Genomic DNA, 16683 nt, shown 5'->3' with positions numbered 1-16683 from the left:
CATTGCAGCTGGGGCTGCATCAGGTCTCTTGGCGGTGATGTTTTTTATTGGGTCTTCAGGTTAGAGAAACTCTCGAAGCGACCGACGAACGGCTTCGGACGCGGGAACGCCAGGTCGCCGTGTTTGCTGGTGCCCAGGTTCAGTCCAACCAGGGCTTCCGACAATTTCACAGCGGCCGTGACGCCTTCGACAATTGGCAGACCGATGGCCTCGGAGATGTGATCGGTGAGATCGGCCATGCCACCACAACCGAGCACAATGGCGCCAATGTTGTCTTCTTCTTTTGCCCGCAGACACTCTTCAATCAGGCGTTGAAGGGCGGCGTCTGCGTTGTCTTCCAGGTCCAGCACGGGGATTTCTGCGGCCCGAACCCGACGGCAGTGATGACTGAAGCCGTAGCTCTCCAGCAGGTGCTCGGCGATGATGCCGGTGCGCCCGAGGGTGGTGACAACGGAAAAGCGCGTGCTGATCATGGTGGCGACGTGGAAAGCCGCTTCGGCAATGCCGACAACGGGTGCCCGGGTGAGCTCCCGCGCTGCCAGAAGGCCGGGGTCTCCAAAGCAGGCGATGATGTAGGCATCAACGGGGTCGTCACCCTGTTCGCCGGCCAGGACCTCTTCGGCAACACCGACGGCGCTGATGGCTTCGTCAAAGTGGCTTTCGATGGACACCGGGCCGCTATCCGGCTGGGTTGCCGTAATTCGCGTGCCCGGTGCCGCCACGTCTTTAGCCGCTTTACCGATGGTCTCGGTCATGCCGCGCGTGGTGTTGGGGTTGATGATTCGAATGTGCATGGTTTCCCCGATTCGATTCTTTGGTGAACAAAGCAATAATTAATTGTATACAATTTAGAGCGATGTCTGGGGAGTGTGCAAGTATTTGTTGCAGAAAAATGCCAATGCTCAGCTTCTGCGTGGTGTTTCGCGGGCCACGCTCCTAGCCTTAAAGGCGCCTTATCAGTCTGAGTGACGGAAAATTTTCACAAAAACAGATTTTGTTGTATACAATATTTTGGCGTCTTAACTCCAAAAGCCGAAACCGATTCCCTGTCATTAGTTGAGGACGTGTAGTTATGAGTATGACAACGGATTACCCCCGTGACCTGATCGGCTATGGCCGTGACCTTCCGGAGGTTCGCTGGCCGGGCCAGGCGAGGGTGGCCGTGCAGTTCGTGCTCAACTACGAGGAAGGCGGCGAGAACTGCGTGTTGCATGGAGATAGCCACTCCGAGCGTTTTCTGTCTGAAATTGTGGGCGCTGAGCCGTTTGAAGACCGCCACATGAGCATGGAGTCTATCTACGAATACGGCTCCCGGGTCGGGGTCTGGCGTCTGCTCAAAGAATTTGAACGCCGTGGTCTCCCGCTGACGGTGTTTGGGGTGGCGATGGCGTTGCAGCGTCATCCGGAAGTGGCGCAGGCTTTCCGTGAGCTGGGTCATGAGGTTGCCTGCCATGGCTGGCGCTGGATTCACTACCAGAACATTCCGGAGGACATCGAACGTGAGCACATGCGGCGTGCCATCGAGATATTCCGGGAGCTGTACGGCGAAACACCCTTGGGCTGGTATACCGGCCGGGACAGTCCGAACACCCGTCGCCTGCTGATGGACGAGGGTAGCTTCCTGTACGACTCCGACTATTACGGCGATGACCTGCCATTCTGGGTTCAGCAACAGGATTCCGCCGGCGAGTCCCATAATCATCTGGTGGTGCCGTACACCCTCGACACCAACGACATGCGATTCGCAACACCGCAGGGTTTCAATACCGGAGATCACTTCTTCGAATACCTGCGTGATGCTTTTGACGTTCTCTACGAAGAGGGCAGGGAAACGCCGAAGATGCTGTCGGTGGGGCTGCATTGCCGGTTAATTGGCCGACCGGGCCGCTTCCGTGGGCTTCAGCGTTTCCTCGACCATATTGAGTCCCACGACCGTGTCTGGGTGACACGCCGTGTGGATATTGCCCGGCATTGGGCAGAGCACCATCCTTTTGAATCCGGAGCACTCTGATGATTGACAGGAACAATCCCTCTCCCTACTACGCACCGACCGGCGGGCATCCGCCTCAGACACAGCTGCTGACGGATCGCGCCGTGTTTACCGAGGCGTATGCCGTCATCCCGAAAGGCGTGATGCGGGACATCGTTGCCAGTTATCTGCCGCTCTGGGAAAAAACGCGTCTGTGGGTCTTATCCCGCCCGCTCTCCGGATTTGCCGAGACCTTCTCGCAGTACATCATGGAAGTGTCTCCGGGTGGCGGAAGCGAACGGCCGGAGATTGATCCCGGAGCCGAGGGCGTTCTGTTTGTGGTGGAAGGCCAGATGACGCTGACCCTGGCAGGGGAAACGCATCAGATGGCGCCGGGTGGCTATGCATTCATTCCGCCGGGCAGCGACTGGGCGGTGCGCAACGAGTCTGGCTCCACGGTTCGATTCCACTGGATTCGAAAGGCATATGAAGCGGTGGATGGCGTCGACTATCCAGAGCCGTTTGTTACCAACGAAGCCGACATCGAGCCCATCGAGATGCCGGATACCAACGGCTGCTGGGCCACCACGCGCTTTGTGGACCAGAGCGATATGCGCCACGACATGCACGTGAATATCGTGACCTTCCAGCCAGGGGGCGTGATTCCCTTTGCAGAAACCCACGTGATGGAGCACGGGCTGTATGTGCTCGAAGGCAAGGCCGTTTACCTGCTCAACAAGGATTGGGTGGAAGTGGAAGCCGGTGACTACATGTGGCTCCGGGCGTTCTGTCCCCAGGCCTGCTATGCCGGCGGCCCTGGCCGTTTCCGGTACCTGCTGTACAAAGACGTGAATCGCCACATGAAGCTCAGTGGCTTTGGCGCTTGCTGAAAAGCCAAGGGAACACCATCATGCTGAAACTGACCGCCCAGCCTTTGACACCGGAAGCCTTCGCACCCTTTGGCGATGTGATTGACAGCCGGAGTGCTTCCAATTCGTTTCCTATCAACGGAGGTCGAACCCAGCGCCACCACGACCTGGCAAGTGTTGAGATACTGGGTGAGGGTGGACGGCCCATGATCAGTATCTTCGCAAGCCAGCGGGTTCAGGTTCCATTGCAGGTTGACTGCCTGGAGAGGCATCCATTGGGAAGCCAGGCGTTCATCCCCATGCACGGTGAGCGTTTTCTGGTTGTTGTGGCTCCGCCGGGTGACGGTATTGATCCCGACTCCGTACGCGCGTTCGTAACCGACGGACGTCAGGGTATTAATTATCGCGCAGGCACCTGGCATGCGGTGCATTCGGTGCTGGAGTGCGAGGGTGAGTTTCTCGTTGTTGACAGGGGTGGGCCAGGGCATAACTGTGATGAGCAACCAGTTGAGGCGCTCATCACTCTGGATTGATCGAACGCTTGATCGATATCCTCATTGGGAGTCGTAGACGTCAATGATCGTTCGAGTCAGCTCAACGATCCAGGGCTCGCTGGGAGGGGCAGGATTCTTAATCGTCGCTTTTAATGCTGGCTGGAAAGATTGGGGGCTACTCGGCTTTTGGACAATCACCGGCATAGACATTAGCAGGAATTGGAAAAGCTCCGATCCAATCTTCCTGCAAAAAACGATGAGCAACTAACGCCTATCAAAAAGGAATCATAGGTGTTCAAGGAGATTGTGTTCTACCTCAAAACCAGACAATTTCTCCAAGAGCACTACAACCAATTTTTGACTTTAGATTCTAGTCAAAATTGAATCTGCCTGACCATCCAGCCTTTCCTTCACCGACCGCCAATCCGGCATAAACCGATCCAGTAGCCCATAAAAGCGCGGGCTGTGGTTATGCTCCACCAGATGACACAGCTCGTGCAGCAGCACGTAGTCGATGGCACAGATCGGGGCTTTGATCAGGTGAGGGTTCAGCAGGATGGCCCCTTCCGGTGAGCAGCTCCCCCACTGGGTTTGCATCTCCACCATGCGCCAGGTCGGTGCCGTCGTTGTCCAGGGCAGACTCTCAACCATCAGGTCGAGCCTGCGCTGGAACACCTCCAGGGCGCGATCCCGGTACCACTAGCGCACGGCTTTCTGTATCCGATCCGCACTCAGCTCCTTGCCCTGCACGCGCAGCTGGCCGCCAATCAGTTTGCAGGTAACCTTGCGCTGCTCCGGGGCCTGGATGACCTTCAGCACATACCGCCGGCCCAGATACAGCATGCTCTCGCCGCTCACCCATTGTCGCGGCCGGACATCCCGGTGGCGCTCGGCGAGATCTTTCCGGCCGATAGCCCCGATACCTTTATCGAACAATTTGTTCGAAGGCGGGCCGGGCTAGGCGCAACAAGGCGGCCAAGAACCGACAGCCGCTACAGCAGGCCAACCATCCCAATCACATCTGGGGCATGGATTTTGTTTCAGACGCGCTGTTCGATGGTCGGCGACTGCGCCTGCTGACGATCATTGATCTGTTCACCCGGGAGTGCCTCGGCATCGTGGTTGGACAGAGCCTGAAGAGCCATGATGTTCAGGAAGCCTTGACGGCGATTGCGCGCTTCCGGGGCAACCCGGACGTTCTTAAGACCGACAACGGGTCGGAGTTCGCCGGCAAGGTCATGGATCGCCGGGCGTATGAGCGGAACATCGAAATCGACTTCTCACGGCCCGGAAAACCTACCGACAACGCAACGGTAGAATCGTTCAATGGACGGCTGCGACAGGAGTGCCTCACCGAAAACTGGTTCTTGTCACTGGCCGACGCCAGGGAGAAAATCGAAGCGTGGCGGACGTTCTATACTCAAGTCCGACCCCATTCTGCATTTACGTGGTCCACGCCGTCTGACTACGCCAGAAAACATGCGGTTTCACGAGGAAAACAGAAGCAACTGGAGCCGGATTTTTCCAACTCCGGATGGACCTAATACGGGGTCAGGGTCAGGCCTGCCATTGTTACCATAGTGAGCTGGTTTGGTGCGGGTGCGCTCAATTATGGAGCATTTTTGAGTGTGCCTTGGTTTAGTTTTAGAAAAACACGCAAGTGTGCACACCGCGATCCCAAGTGAGCTAGCGCTGAAAAACAGAGCTTTTCCCGACTTGGCCCGTCCTTTGCTAGAAATCTGCGCAACTTATCTTTTATAAAAGGAAAAACCATGAGATTAAAAAGTTTAGTTTTCGGTCTTGGGATTTGCTTGAATATTTCTGCTTACGCCGCCGATCCGATAAAGATTGGAATTCCTGTTGGACTGAGCGGAGCCAATAGCGTTGTCGCGCCATCCATGGTTCAGGCGGCTGAGTTGGCGGTCGCCGAAATTAATGCCAAAGGAGGAGTAATAGGCCGACCTTTGCAGCTGGAGATTGCTGATGATGGATCCGGGGCCCAAGGCGCACAGCGAGCATACGATAGCTTGGTCTTTCAAAAAGAGGTCGACGGCATTGTCGCAATGGAGACTACGGCGGCTCGAAATGCAGGCCTGCCAATTGTAAACCGTGGCAGAGTTCCTCTCATCTATACATCCTTCTATGAGGGTCGTTCCTGCTCGCCATGGATGTATATAAATGCCTGGGTTCCGGAGCAACAGGTAGAACCTATCGTAGATCAGTTTATGTCTGAATATGACGCTAAAAAGTTTTTCCTGATTGGCAGTGACTATGCCTTCGGTCGGGGAATGCTTAAATTTACGCGTGAGTATGTGGAGAGCAAAGGGGGAACCGTCGTCGGTGAATCCTATCTGCCCATCGAAGGCTCCGATTGGACAGCAATCATTTCGCAGTTGCGTTCGGCAAATCCTGATGCATTGATTACTTCTACATCGGGTGGTGCTCCTAATGTGACACTCACGCGGCAGCTCCGGTCAGCAGGAGTGGATATTCCATACGGGAACTATGCGATCGACGAGGGCACTGCAAAAAGCATGGGCGGGGACGCGGAAGGAGTCTATTTAGCAGCGTCTTATATATCAAGCTTGGACACACCAGCCAACAGAGAGTTTCTTCAAGCTATAAAGGATAAGTTTGGCGATGATGCGGAGACACCTCATGAGCTGTCTGTTCCTCTGTACGACGGGATATACGCATACGCTGCCGCTGTCGAGAAGGCTGGATCTACTGAACCATCCGCAGTCATAGACGCCCTCTCCGAGGTAACTGTCGAGGGTCCAAGAGGGGCAATAAAGATGGATAAACAACGGCATGCCGCCCTAACTATGTACCTTGGTAAAGTGGCAAGCGATGGTTCCGTCGAGGTCGTGAAGTCTTTTAAGAACGTTGACCCGGGCGAACAGTGCCCGCAATTCGCCGACTAATTAGCTTGTGGCGCGCGGTCTTATATATTTAGATCCGCGCCCTCTACTGGTAAGAGGTTTAATGTGGGTAGCGTCATCTTCGATATTTTGACGACAGCCGGAATTCTATTTGTCGTAGCAAGCGGTTTAATGATCATCCTTGGGGTAATGAAGCTTTTGAACTTCGCCCACGGGGCGTTTCTTACCGCCGGTGGATATGCCGCATACCTAACCGGTGCTGCTGGCATAAGCCCATGGTTTTCCGTGCCACTCGCCGGGATCGTCGGGATTGTTTTCGGGTTGCTTGTCGAACGTACCATCATCAGGCCGCTTTATAACCGACCGCTTGACGCCATTCTCGCCACTTGGGGGCTAGGTATTGTAATCAGCCAGATATTTGCGCTGACGTTCGGTCGCGGCGTTCAGTTTGCCCCATCCCCATTATCGGGAACTATTGAGGTTCTCGGTATTGAGTACTCGGCATACCGATTAGCAGTTAGCGCTATCGCCGTACTGCTCGCGATTGCCCTTATAGCATTACTTAGCCTTACACGTTTTGGTCTCAATGCCCGGGCTGTGATTGTCAATGAGAACCTGGCCCGCGGTTTGGGCATTGATAGCACCAGGGTCCGCGCCATCACTTTTGGCTTAGGTGCGGGATTGGCTTGTGCTGCTGGCGCCCTGATAACGCCGTTACTATCGGTTGATCCCAATATGGGACTACCTTGGCTGGTCAACAGCTTCATGCTGGTTCTGATATCGGGAGTCTCTTTCCCAAGCCTTCTGCTTGCATCGCTAGTTCTGGGGGGAACTCAAGTGCTCATCAGTACTTTCATCAGCCCTATTCTCGGAGGTATGACAATCGTGGTTCTTGCAGCAATGATTCTCCGTTTAAATCCGAAGGGGTTTAGTCGTGCCTAGAAAAGAAATTACGCTATCTCGTACTCATCGCACAGCCCTTATTGGGTGTCTGGTTGGGCTGTGTACAGTAGCCATCGCGCCTTTGTTTCTTGACACTTACTTTACCAACATCCTCATTAGGACATTGCTTCTTGCTGCCGTGGTTATGACGGTGGATATACTCTGGGGATATACAGGTATTCTGACGTTTGGCCAATCCGCCTTTTTTGGTATAGGCGCGTATGCATGTGGCCTTGTATTTACTCACTACGGATTCGGGCCTGGCTGGGCTCTAGGTGGCCTAGCTTTGGCATTGGGTTCAGCGGCAGTCGTGGCAGCTGGTACGGGATGGTTGGCCTTTTTCCACGGTTCGTCACCTATTTATGCGTCTATTATAACCCTCGCATTACCTATCGTTCTCACTCAGGTCATATATTCCGGCGGTAGCTACACTGGATCGTCCAGCGGACTTTCGGGCTTTCCGACGTATTTCTGGAGCCTGGAAGTTTGGTTCTGGATAGCTGGGTGTTTTCTTGTACTAACCACTACCGCAGGATGGTTGCTGGTTCGTAGCGACTTCGGTCGTGTACTTATTGCTATCCGTGAGAACGAGGACCGCAGCGCATACTTGGGCATACCTGTATCGCGTATCAAAACGATGCTGATGGTGGCTGCGGCAATGGTAGCCTCAGTTGCCGGGTTTGCGTACGCAGCGTTCTCAAATGTTGTTGCGCCAGAGCTAGCGGGTTTTCAGCTTGGTACCGAGCTTTTAATCTGGACTGCTTTAGGAGGGAGGGCGACCTTGCTTGGCCCCGTTTTCGCGGCCATCGGTATTGATACCATGTCTTCCTGGCTTTCAGGGGCAATGCCCTTCTTCTGGAAACTGCTCACCGGCATAGCTTTCGTAGGGGTTATAGTTGCGTTACCCCGTGGTCTCGCACCCCTTATCAGCGGCCTATGGAATCGCCTCCGTCCGCAACGAAATGCCATTGATTTTGAGGCCAGCGTTGTTAAAGCACCGGGGACCAGAATGTTGCAGGGATCTTTCGGAGATGCACCACCCTTAAGAATAGTAGGGCTCTCACGTCGGTACGGTAGTTTAGAGGTCTTAAGGGATGTGAACCTCATAGGAAAGGGTACCGAACTGCTGGGTATTATTGGTCCCAATGGTGCGGGGAAGACTACTTTGATGCGCTGCATCAGCGACGGAAAAGAAAGAACGACCGGGACGCTTTACATCAACAATGTCGAGATAGCGCACAGTTCACCTCAGCAAGTAGTGGGTCTGGGCGTGGGCAGAAGTTTTCAGAACACCAATCTATTCGAGACACTAACCGTTTCGGAATGTCTTAAGCTGGCTCGTTACCGGATTGATGGCGCCAGTCTCTTCAGTCGTAGCGACACTGTCGCCCTACCTCAGCCATCACTGGACATTCTGCAAGCAACAGGCCTAGACAAAAAACTTTCCGAAGAAACTAAGAACCTTTCCCATGGGATGAAGCGTGGCCTGGAGCTAGCGATGGTTTTGGCAACTGAACCGTCGGTACTTCTGCTCGATGAGCCTACGGCAGGGCTAACAAGACCAGAGCGCATGGCTATAGGTAGTGTCCTGACAAAACTGACACGGGACTTCGGTCTTTGCATCGTTCTTATCGAACATGACCTCGACTTTGTTAGAGCGATTAGTGATCGCGTTGTCGTTCTTCATCAAGGGGCAATCCTGATGGAGGGTACTGTAGAAGAGGTCGTCGCGTCTGACTTGGTCAAGGCCGTGTACGCGGGCCACAAAGAGGATGAATCGGCATGAGCGATGCGATCCTAACACTAAGCGATATTACAAGCGGGTACGGTTCAGCTGCCGTGGTGAGGGACGTTTCGCTGGATATAAAACAGGGTGAGATCTTGGCAGTACTGGGAAAGAACGGTATGGGCAAGTCTACTCTTCTCAAGACTATTATGGGCTTTGTTAGTCCTTTTGGCGGACAAGTAATCTTAAGAGATAAGGACGTTACGCAGACCCCCCCGCATATGATGGCGCGATCTGGCGTTGCTCATATTCCACAGGAAAACACCTTATTCCCTGACCTATCAGTCGAAGATAACTTACGGCTTGGGGTCAATTCGGACCGCCTCTTCAGGCAGCGCCTGCCAACAATCGAGTCACTCTTCCCTCGTATCCTTGAACGGATGAAACAGCGGGCCGGCACTCTTTCTGGAGGTGAGCAAAAGATGTTGTTGATGTGTCGAGGCCTAATTTCACACCCGAGATTGATGCTTATCGATGAGATAACGGAAGGCCTCCAACCCGCAATGGTTGACCGTATGGCAGAAGTATTGGTCAAGGCACGTGATGACCTAGGTATTTCCGTACTGCTCGTGGAACAGCACCTGGACTTTGCTTTAAGCATTGCGAACCGCTTCATGATCCTGAAGCTCGGCGAGATAGTTGACCAAGGGGTAGTGGATAGCCAAGTAACAAGCGATCAGTTGTCGGCTCATCTAGCGGTCTAAACAGGCGCGGGTGTGGTCGCCCATTTCAAGTGCAAGGTCAGTAGTGAACAGATCATGCGCAATTGTTAGGAGGTAAGTAATGCGGCTTTTTCCGCGCGAAATTGATCGGCTTCTGTTGCACCAGGCAGCAGAGCTTGCGAGGTCTCGTCATAAAAAAGGACTTTCTGTCAGTGAGCCTGAAGCCCGGGCTATGATCGCCGACGCTATCTGTGAAGGTGCGCGTAAAGGGGGAACCGTTTCTGACATGGTTTCCTTAGGAGCAAGCCTGTTAACCGAAGATGATGTGATGCCGGGCGTTGCTGAGCGGATCGACGTCGTTATGGTTGAGGCATTTTTTCCAGATGGGCAGAAACTCGTTTGCGTCCATGATCCGATCGGGCCGGGAACGTCGGATCTTATGGTACCCCTCAACCCGCGATGGAAGCTTGGTAAAGCACCAGTAGAGGTAAACAGCGGGCGCGATACGACGAGCTTAAGGGTCCAAAGCAAAGCTGACCGCCCCGTCCAAGTTGGTTCGCATTATCACTTCTTCGAAGTCAACCCAGCGCTATATTTCGATCGTACGGCCGCATACGGATTTCGCCTCGATATCCCTGCTGGAACAACACTGCGCTTTGAGCCAGGGGACCTGCGGGAGGTCAACCTAGTGGCAATTGGCGGAGCCAGAATTGTAAACGGCCTTGCAGGTTTGGTTAACGGCTCTCTGGACGACCCAAACGTCTATTCCGCCGCAAAATCCCGACTATCAGACTTCTTGCAGGAGTAGTGTATGGCTCATTCAATCGAACGTTCGAGGTACGTACAGCTTTATGGGCCTACTGTAGGGGATTCTGTTAGGTTGGGTGACACCGGCTTATGGGCAAAAGTGGAGCACGACAGCTGTGTTGGTGGTGACGAGTTAGTGTTCGGTGCAGGTAAAACCATGAGGTGCGGCACTGGATGCGATGGTGTTTTAACTGCGGCTGATGGCGTGCTTGACCTCGTCATCACTAACGCTTTGATCATCGATACGGTTCTTGGCGTTATTAAAGCGGACATTGGCATCAAGAATGGCCGGATTGCTGGCATAGGTAAAGCAGGTGATCCAAACATAATGGACGGCGTGACTGCTGGCCTTATCGTGGGAGTTAACACAGATGTTCGAGCGGCTGAGGGGTTAATCGTCACTGCTGGCGCGATTGACTGTCATGTTCATTTCATCGACCCGGGACAAGTAGAGGAAGCGCTTTCGGCTGGCTTCACAACATTGATGGGCGGCGGTCTCGGCCCGACTACTGTTCCTATAGCCTCAACTGGAACGACAAATTTGGGGCACATGTTGCGGGCAGCAGAAGCCTTCCCTGTCAACTTTGGATTTATTGCAAAGGCCGCTTCCCACACAGTTGAGCCGTTACTAGAACAGTTAGCCGCCGGCGCAGCGGGGTTAAAAATTCACGAGGACTGGGGTGCGACTCCGGCGGTTATTGATGCTGCTCTCAAGGCTGCCGAGATCGGTGGGGGTCAAATTCAGCTGCATACCGATACGCTTAATGAGTCCGGATTCGTCGAACACACAATGCGTGCCATCGCCGGACGTGGCATCCATGCATACCATGTAGAGGGTGCTGGTGGAGGCCACGCGCCAGACATCATTCGAATGTGCGGAAAAGCCAACATTTTGCCTTCATCGACCAACCCGACGAACCCGTTCACCATAAACACCTTCGATGAACACTTCGATATGGCCATGACGAGTCACCACCTTAATCCTCGGCTGCCCGAAGATGTTGCATTTGCGGAGAGCCGAATCCGTAAAGAAACTATTGGGGCCGAGGATGTCTTGCATGACATTGGCGCCATAAGCGCGATCGGATCAGATAGCCAAGGAATGGGGAGAATCGGAGAGACTATTACGCGGTGCTGGCAACTTGCCGATCATATGAGAGAGCTTCGGGGGACGTTACCGGAAGACCGCGGTAGTGGAGCAGATAACTTCAGAATTCGTCGGTATCTTGCAAAATATACGATCAACCCAGCACGAATGTTTGGCATTGATGCTGAAGTTGGTTCGCTAGAGGTAGGGAAATTGGCCGATCTCGTGTTTTGGAAACCGGAATACTTTGGAGCCAAGCCGGAACTCATTATGAAATCTGGCTTTCCTGTGTGGGCGCCGTTGGGTGAGGCCAACGCATCGCTGATGAGCTGTGAGCCACTTCGTTACAGACCTATGTGGGGCTATTTCGGGCGGGCACCTCAGGCTTTGGGTGTGCGCTTCGTCTCTCCAGCCGCGATCACTTCAGGCATTGCTCGTCGACTAGATCTCAAGTCCGCCATGGTACCCGTAGCTGACACACGAGGGACCAGAAAAAGCGATATGTTGCTGAATGATCTAGTGCCGAACATCGATGTTGACGCAGAGTCTTTTCAAGTACGAATCGATGGTCAGCCACTCATCAGCACACCTTTAACTCGGGTGACGCTGGGACAATCATACATGCTTAAGTAAGGAGTCTAGGCTATGGCAGCGGTTCGTTTAGGGTTCGGAGGCCCAGTTGGTAGTGGAAAAACGCGGTTAGTGGAACGCTTGCTCCCTTTGTTTAGTGAGGAATCTATCTCTGTCGCAGTGATAACAAACGATCTTGTTACAGATGAGGATGCTGAGCGGGTCAAGCGTTCGGGCTTAATCGATCCCGAGAGAGTTCTAGGTGTCGAAAGCGGGGCCTGTCCTCACACTGCCATCCGTGAAGACCCATCTGTAAACCTTGAAGCAGCGGAACGGTTAGAGCGACGCTTTCAGCCTGACGTCATTCTCATCGAGAGCGGAGGGGATAACTTAGCTGCCACTTTCTCTAGTGAGCTTGTGGACTGGTGGGCTTTTGTCATAGATGTATCTGGCGGAGATGATATTCCCCGAAAGCGAGGTTTGGGTGTGTTGAGAGCAGATTTGCTGGTGGTCAACAAGATAGATCTAGCTCCGCATGTAGATGCCGATTTGGAACGGATCACAGGCGACGTCTCGTTAGCGCGCCCAGATAGAGCATCTCTTTTCACCGACCTCCGCAGTGGCCTGGGAGTAAAGGCAGTGTTTGAGGAAATTAAACGAAGTGCGCTTTTCGGAAAGCTGACCGGATGAACGACGGTCTGCTGGCGCTGCGTTTTCGCACCGACAAATACGGCCGTACTAGACTAGTGGAGCGTAGGCAGCGGTATCCGATGACTACTACGGGAGTGCTTCCATTTGAGTCTGAATCTGGCGCCTTGATCTACACCCAGAATGCGGCGGGGTCGGTTTTTGGGGGGGACCGGCTTCATACCGATTTGCATCTTGAGGACGATGCCTCAGTTTGCATCTCAACGCCCTCCGCAACTCGTATTCAAGGCAATGGATTGGCTGCTCAGACAACGCACATCAAGCTGGGCCGAGGGGCGTTTATCGAATCGATTCCGGACATGATTATCGCGCATCCCAAGGCTGTGTACCGGCAGGAAACTCACATTGACCTGGCTGAGGGGGCAGAGGCAATCCTGGGTGAAAGCATTGCTCCTGGTAGGGTTGCCCGCGGTGAGGAATACGTTTATGACGCGGTCTCGTTACGCCTTGAGGCAAGTTTTAACGGTCAGCCGGTATTGGTCGACGCGTCGACGTTTAGGCCGGGCGAAGCGAGCCCGGCGTTAATAGGAGCGTTGGGGCAAGCCGGATATATTGGCTCTCTTGTGATCTTGAGCCAGAAAAACGATCAAGAAGAGCTGGCCACGAAAATTAGTGCACGGCTTGAGGAATTAAAAATGGTCTATGGCGGGGCTGCAGCTCTCGCTTCCGGTTGCGGCGCCATCGTCCGTTTTCTTGCCGACGATGCTCCGGCTTTACGAAATGCTATGCAGAGCGTGTGGGCTATCGCCCGACATCATGTTCGAGGTCGCCCGGTACCAACATTAAGGAAGTAGAAGAACAATGTTGCTAGTACACGAAATTCTAGGTCGTTTCGATGACATGGCTTTTAACGGAAGAGCTAGAGATAAAATCTGGATCACAGCTGCAGACGCAGGACGTCGCCGATTGCGTGCGGTTAGTGAAAATGGAGAGCAAGTCGGGATAGATTTACCCAGACCAGATTGGCTCTTTGATGGGGCTGTAGTCCACGATGACACTAGACGAATTCTAGTTGTTGCCCGGCGACCTGAGTTAGTGATGGTCGTCGCCTTGAGCGAGTTAGAACCTTCACAGGCCTTCCAGATTGGTCATGCACTAGGTAATCGGCATACCCCTGCTGAATTCCGCAATGATGAAATTCTGGTACCCGTAACTGACACACCAGACCTAACCGCACGGCCAGTTCGCGCACTAGGCTTCCGGAATATCCAGATTCGGTTTGAGGAGCGAGCTTTTGCTGCTGACGCGCCCCCGAGTGGCGCGACCGTCTTAGACCATGGTTCCCATCATCACCTCCATGACTAACTGTACCTTCGATACTCACGCTAGCTCTGTATTGGCAATGATGCAGCTTTCTGATTCAGCATTGCCGATTGGGAGGCATGCACATGCATTTGGTCTTGAGCGCTTGTTCAGAGATGGGCGAGTCGAAACGCCACAAGATCTGCAAAGCATGATTATGTCAGCTCTGACTCACGGGGTTGCACGAGCTGATGGTGCAGCTGCCGCGTTGGCCCATGACGCGCTTGGAGCTGGCCTTCTTAGCGGTTTGCTTGAGATAGATGCCCGGCTAGACCTCCTCAAGCTGACAGCTTCATCACAAGCGGCTTCTCGTCGTTGCGGTAGCAGGCTAGCTACGTTGGCACCCGCTTTCCACGCTAACTCTACGCTCGTAAAATTTGTCCAGGAAGTCTCGGACAAAAAAACCCCAGGCCATGTATCAGTAGTATCTGGAGCCGTTGCAGCTGCAATGGGAATAAGCAGGGAAGATACTGTGCTTATGGAGTTACGAGGCGTCGTCACGATGATCCTGTCAGCGGCCGTTCGTTTGGACGTGATTCCTGCGTCTGCAGCTCAAGAGATGTTGGTCGTTCTTGCTCCTGAGATTATTGGGTCTGCGGGGATATCTCTTGGCACGGGGATCGGTGAGATGGAATGTGGTGCCGCAGCAGGTTTAGAGATCGCGTCAATGCGCCATGCCGGAGATCATAGTCGGTTATTTGCCACTTAAAAAATATTCAATTAGGAAAAGCATATGCAAGAAGACAAGATCCTGAGGGTTGCTCTTGATTGGTCGGTAGATGAGATTGATCCCCCCAGATCGTTCGGGGGGTGGAATACGGGTCGAGTAGTGCAGCAGACCCATGAAAGCCTATTCGAAGACGATTTTGATTCCGCTCCCGCTAATTTCAATGACCCGACAGATGTTATCCCAAGGCTCGCAGTCGAATGTGAGATATCAGAAGATTTTCGTACCTATGTTTTCAAAATAAGGGACGGCGTGAATTTTCATGATGGTGCTCCACTAAACGCAGAAGCTGTGGTTATCAACTACGAGCGCTTATGCTGTCCGGATTCACCTTTTTTCTCACCTGTGGCCGCGGACTTGAACCGCTCTGGAGTTGGACTGATCGATAGAGTTAGAGCACTTGATGAGATGACGGTTGAGCTTAGCCTTTCCGAGCCAAATCCGGAGTTTCTCCGGTATATGACACAAGAGGACGCTCCGGGATCACAGTCATTGATTAGTCCTGAAGCAATTCGGAAATATGGTCCTGATGAGTGTGCTGATAGAGCACCAGGGACTGGCCCATTTCAGTTCTATCGTCGATTTGAAACCGCGTATGGTTCTGCTGTAGAACTGCGTCGAAACGAAGATTATTGGTATGGTTGTCCTCAGATTGAGGCTATTCAGTTTTTGCCTTTTCCTGATCGTGACGATCGAGTAAGAGCGCTAATCGAAGGACGGGTGGACTTTGCGTATAGTCTGGAGGGGGCAGATTTGGACAGTTTGTCTGCGCAGGGCTTTAACGTACCGGAGTTTGCACCACCTTACCTCTGGTATCTAGTGTTTAACCAGAGAGACCCACAGATATCAGACTTGCGTGTACGGCATGCAATAGCACATGCTATCGATCGCCAGGCGCTGTGTGCGGACCTCTTTCCCGGTGCTGCTATGCCCGCAGTCAGTGCAATTCCACCTGGAGCTCCGTCGTATGATGAGTTCGCGCCAGACTTCTATTCGTATGATCCAGAGTTAGCCATAAAGCTCTTGGCAGATGCGGGTTTTTCTGATGGGCTAGTGCTTAAAGTGGAGGCAGCCCAAGCGGGCTCTGCACAGCTCGACCCGAGTGCAATATACAAGCGGTTGGCCCAAGACTTGGAAAGAGTAGGCATCCAGTTAGAGATAACTTTCCACAAAGACTGGGTCACGTACTGCAATCAATGGCGTGAGGGTGCTCCCGTGGGTGTTGCTTTTACAGAGATGAGTTGGGGCATGTCATCCGATCTTTGGCTGGCCCAAGTGCTTCATGGCTCCAACCAATCGCCTGTTGGCTTCAATGCTGGGTACAACAATGATACAGGGGTGGATGTTCTATTGGACCGAGCACGAAATACAATCGAAGCGTCAAGCAGGAGGTCGCTCTACCGTGAGGCAGATTCGTTGCTGATGAAACACCTGCCTATCCTACCTTTGTTTACCTCTCGGCGCGGAATGTTTGCCTATTCGCAGAGGGTAATGGGGTTAACTACGGTCAACCAATGCTGGCATGATTTTCGAGGAGTGAGGTTGAAGTAAATCAGGGACGTTGTAAACCAAATTGGGTTAGTGTCACCGGCCTCCTTTTTCCAAGTAACAGCCAAAGCCGGTAACGTAAAACAGTCGAACAGCGGTTTGTGCCATCCTCCTCCCCAGAGTAGCGGGTATGACAGAACCCAGAGCTTTACTTCTTTTGACATCATTCAGGCTTGCCTGGACGCCGGGGGGTAGTTGCCCAAAGGACTCTCGCTGGCGCTGTTAAGTGATGTCGACGCACATCCCATGGAAAGCGTTGAACACTTGAGTTACCAGCGTTCTGAGTTTGGTCACGGCTGGAGCGATCAGTGCCGGAGTTGTCAGGATAGT

17 protein-coding genes and 1 pseudogene are annotated in these 16683 nt (G+C 53.3%); 15 read left to right on the top strand and 3 right to left on the bottom strand.

Translation table 11 applies throughout. The features are described from left to right. Positions 1–44: 44 nt before the first annotated feature. On the bottom strand, positions 45–794 hold the full coding sequence (locus tag Y5S_RS09380) for an aspartate/glutamate racemase family protein (protein WP_035232450.1): 750 nt from the start codon (positions 792–794) through the stop codon (positions 45–47). Positions 795–1078: 284 nt separating this feature from the next. On the opposite strand from Y5S_RS09380, the gene puuE reads away from it, so the two are divergent. From puuE to Y5S_RS09365, 3 genes are read left to right on the top strand one after another with little or no spacing between them, the layout of a single operon-like run. Further along, positions 1079–2011 (top strand): allantoinase PuuE, encoded by a 933-nt coding sequence (gene puuE, locus Y5S_RS09375; RefSeq protein WP_407921415.1) that lies wholly within the window; start codon positions 1079–1081, stop codon positions 2009–2011. After that, complete coding sequence (locus Y5S_RS09370; protein WP_035232448.1) at positions 2011–2859, top strand: bifunctional allantoicase/(S)-ureidoglycine aminohydrolase; 849 nt, start codon at positions 2011–2013, stop codon at positions 2857–2859. Before puuE ends, Y5S_RS09370 begins: the two co-directional genes overlap by 1 nt. 20 nt (positions 2860–2879) lie before the next feature. Further along, positions 2880–3371, top strand: a complete 492-nt coding sequence (locus Y5S_RS09365) for an ureidoglycolate lyase (protein WP_035232447.1) — start codon at positions 2880–2882, stop codon at positions 3369–3371. Positions 3372–3695: 324 nt separating this feature from the next. On the opposite strand, the pseudogene Y5S_RS19685 reads toward Y5S_RS09365, so the two are convergent. Beyond that, positions 3696–4019 (bottom strand): annotated as a pseudogene (locus Y5S_RS19685) (M48 metallopeptidase family protein); the annotation flags it as partial. 12 nt (positions 4020–4031) lie between these two features. Beyond that, positions 4032–4175 carry a hypothetical protein gene (locus tag Y5S_RS19680; RefSeq protein WP_156107686.1) on the bottom strand — a complete coding sequence of 48 codons (144 nt, stop codon included), beginning with the start codon at positions 4173–4175 and terminating at the stop codon, positions 4032–4034. A 92-nt stretch (positions 4176–4267) separates the two neighbouring features. Here Y5S_RS19680 and Y5S_RS09350 point away from each other — a divergent pair, with 92 nt between their 5' ends. The 12 genes from Y5S_RS09350 (at position 4268) to Y5S_RS09295 (ending at position 16356) form a co-directional block, all read left to right on the top strand. Beyond that, a complete protein-coding gene (locus Y5S_RS09350) occupies positions 4268–4876 on the top strand; it encodes an IS3 family transposase (RefSeq protein WP_052041495.1) in 609 nt (202 codons plus the stop codon). Between the two features lie 228 nt (positions 4877–5104). After that, positions 5105–6256 carry a substrate-binding protein gene (locus tag Y5S_RS09345; protein WP_035232439.1) on the top strand — a complete coding sequence of 384 codons (1152 nt, stop codon included), beginning with the start codon at positions 5105–5107 and terminating at the stop codon, positions 6254–6256. Between the two features lie 63 nt (positions 6257–6319). Then, positions 6320–7156 (top strand): branched-chain amino acid ABC transporter permease, encoded by an 837-nt coding sequence (locus Y5S_RS09340; protein ID WP_035232437.1) that lies wholly within the window; start codon positions 6320–6322, stop codon positions 7154–7156. Further along, positions 7149–8942, top strand: a complete 1794-nt coding sequence (locus Y5S_RS09335; protein WP_081939722.1) for a branched-chain amino acid ABC transporter ATP-binding protein/permease — start codon at positions 7149–7151, stop codon at positions 8940–8942. The genes Y5S_RS09340 and Y5S_RS09335 overlap by 8 nt, the downstream gene beginning before the upstream one ends. Further along, positions 8939–9646 carry an ABC transporter ATP-binding protein gene (locus Y5S_RS09330; protein ID WP_035232435.1) on the top strand — a complete coding sequence of 236 codons (708 nt, stop codon included), beginning with the start codon at positions 8939–8941 and terminating at the stop codon, positions 9644–9646. Before Y5S_RS09335 ends, Y5S_RS09330 begins: the two co-directional genes overlap by 4 nt. A gap of 79 nt (positions 9647–9725) precedes the next feature. Further along, positions 9726–10412, top strand: a complete 687-nt coding sequence (locus Y5S_RS09325) for an urease subunit beta (RefSeq protein ID WP_035232433.1) — start codon at positions 9726–9728, stop codon at positions 10410–10412. Between the two features lie 3 nt (positions 10413–10415). After that, the gene (ureC, locus tag Y5S_RS09320; RefSeq protein WP_035232431.1) at positions 10416–12131 is read left to right on the top strand and encodes an urease subunit alpha; all 1716 of its coding nucleotides are present in this window, start codon (positions 10416–10418) and stop codon (positions 12129–12131) included. Between the two features lie 12 nt (positions 12132–12143). Continuing rightward, positions 12144–12758, top strand: a complete 615-nt coding sequence (gene ureG, locus Y5S_RS09315) for an urease accessory protein UreG (protein ID WP_035232430.1) — start codon at positions 12144–12146, stop codon at positions 12756–12758. Further along, entirely contained in the window at positions 12755–13570 is an 816-nt protein-coding gene (locus tag Y5S_RS09310) for an urease accessory protein UreD (RefSeq protein WP_035232428.1), read from the top strand. The genes ureG and Y5S_RS09310 overlap by 4 nt, the downstream gene beginning before the upstream one ends. 7 nt (positions 13571–13577) lie before the next feature. Next, positions 13578–14081, top strand: a complete 504-nt coding sequence (locus Y5S_RS20165; RefSeq protein WP_052041494.1) for an urease accessory protein UreE — start codon at positions 13578–13580, stop codon at positions 14079–14081. Positions 14082–14118: 37 nt separating this feature from the next. After that, on the top strand, positions 14119–14787 hold the full coding sequence (locus Y5S_RS09300; protein WP_197055122.1) for an urease accessory protein UreF: 669 nt from the start codon (positions 14119–14121) through the stop codon (positions 14785–14787). 24 nt (positions 14788–14811) lie between these two features. Then, positions 14812–16356, top strand: a complete 1545-nt coding sequence (locus tag Y5S_RS09295) for an ABC transporter substrate-binding protein (protein ID WP_035232423.1) — start codon at positions 14812–14814, stop codon at positions 16354–16356. Positions 16357–16683: the final 327 nt, after the last annotated feature.

Origin of the sequence: Alcanivorax nanhaiticus (assembly GCF_000756665.1) — a bacterium.
Lineage (GTDB): Bacteria > Pseudomonadota > Gammaproteobacteria > Pseudomonadales > Alcanivoracaceae > Alcanivorax > Alcanivorax nanhaiticus.
This window is presented reverse-complemented; position numbering and strand designations above follow the sequence as displayed.

What these genes read in the sequence shown, in the direction of transcription:
- ureG (WP_035232430.1), top strand. Translation starts at nt 12,144, where the DNA reads ATGGCAGCGGTTCGTTTAGGGTTCGGAGGCCCAGTTGGTAGTGGAAAA.
- ureC (WP_035232431.1), top strand. Translation starts at nt 10,416, where the DNA reads ATGGCTCATTCAATCGAACGTTCGAGGTACGTACAGCTTTATGGGCCT.
- Y5S_RS20165 (WP_052041494.1), top strand. Translation starts at nt 13,578, where the DNA reads ATGTTGCTAGTACACGAAATTCTAGGTCGTTTCGATGACATGGCTTTT.
- Y5S_RS19680 (WP_156107686.1), bottom strand. Translation starts at nt 4,175, where the DNA reads ATGCTGTATCTGGGCCGGCGGTATGTGCTGAAGGTCATCCAGGCCCCG.
- Y5S_RS09295 (WP_035232423.1), top strand. Translation starts at nt 14,812, where the DNA reads ATGCAAGAAGACAAGATCCTGAGGGTTGCTCTTGATTGGTCGGTAGAT.
- puuE (WP_407921415.1), top strand. Translation starts at nt 1,079, where the DNA reads ATGACAACGGATTACCCCCGTGACCTGATCGGCTATGGCCGTGACCTT.
- Y5S_RS09310 (WP_035232428.1), top strand. Translation starts at nt 12,755, where the DNA reads ATGAACGACGGTCTGCTGGCGCTGCGTTTTCGCACCGACAAATACGGC.
- Y5S_RS09365 (WP_035232447.1), top strand. Translation starts at nt 2,880, where the DNA reads ATGCTGAAACTGACCGCCCAGCCTTTGACACCGGAAGCCTTCGCACCC.
- Y5S_RS09345 (WP_035232439.1), top strand. Translation starts at nt 5,105, where the DNA reads ATGAGATTAAAAAGTTTAGTTTTCGGTCTTGGGATTTGCTTGAATATT.
- Y5S_RS09370 (WP_035232448.1), top strand. Translation starts at nt 2,011, where the DNA reads ATGATTGACAGGAACAATCCCTCTCCCTACTACGCACCGACCGGCGGG.
- Y5S_RS09380 (WP_035232450.1), bottom strand. Translation starts at nt 794, where the DNA reads ATGCACATTCGAATCATCAACCCCAACACCACGCGCGGCATGACCGAG.
- Y5S_RS09300 (WP_197055122.1), top strand. Translation starts at nt 14,119, where the DNA reads ATGATGCAGCTTTCTGATTCAGCATTGCCGATTGGGAGGCATGCACAT.
- Y5S_RS09325 (WP_035232433.1), top strand. Translation starts at nt 9,726, where the DNA reads ATGCGGCTTTTTCCGCGCGAAATTGATCGGCTTCTGTTGCACCAGGCA.
- Y5S_RS09330 (WP_035232435.1), top strand. Translation starts at nt 8,939, where the DNA reads ATGAGCGATGCGATCCTAACACTAAGCGATATTACAAGCGGGTACGGT.